We start from the raw sequence: 823 nt of genomic DNA, 5'->3' as shown, positions 1-823 counted from the left end.
TCCGTCGTATTGTTCATACAAGGTTCCCTTCTGTTGAGGGATTGCAAAAATGGATAAGCCTACCTTCACACGCCTATGACGCAGGTTCGTTAATTGCCTGCATCAGGGCATGAATATAACCGAAGCAATATCCGAATCCGACGCCACCGGGATTTTCACCGGAAATTCCCGGTACATGGTCTGGCATCACCATGTACGGATAGTCGACCTCCTTGAGGGTACGCAACGCTTTGAGCATATTCACATCGCCTTCGTCTGGAAAGACCTCGACGAAATCGAGGAGACCGCCCTTGATGTTACGGAAGTGGATGTTAAACAGCTTCTTCCGCTCGCCGAAATAGCGAATAATATCGTAGATATCTTGACCTGGATCTTCGAGCGATTCCGACACCGTCCCGATACAGAAATTCAATCCATGGTAAGGGCTCTCGTGCGTGTGGACGAATTTCTTGAGACCTTCAACCGTGCCCATGACTCTGGCAACGCCTCGATATAGCCGATCACCGATGCTCGGATCCTGTGGGTGGCAAGCTAGTCGTACCTTGTACTCCTCAGCCACAGGGACAACCCGTGAAAGGAAATGGTCGATTCGCTCCCACATCTCGTCCGCGTCGGCGGGTCCCTCTTCAAACTCGTCCAATGTTTGGTCAAGTTTATGATATTCAAACGACGACAGACTTGCACCGCCCCGTCCAAACCGTCTTTCTGTCCGTAGATGACCAAGAATCGTGATGTTGTAACGCCCGGCTGGAATGCCCGCCCGCGACATATTGCGGAGCAGATCGCAGATCTGGTCAATCTCCCGATCTCGCTCTGAACTGGG

1 pseudogene (cut by a window edge) is annotated in these 823 nt (G+C 51.8%); it reads right to left on the bottom strand.

What is annotated here, in order from left to right:
* Nucleotides 1-73: 73 nt before the first annotated feature.
* A pseudogene (locus tag J4G02_21885) lies at nt 74-823 on the bottom strand (mannonate dehydratase) (it continues 209 nt past the right edge of the window).

This window comes from Candidatus Poribacteria bacterium (genome assembly GCA_021295755.1).
GTDB lineage: Bacteria > Poribacteria > WGA-4E > WGA-4E > PCPOR2b > PCPOR2b.
This window is presented reverse-complemented; position numbering and strand designations above follow the sequence as displayed.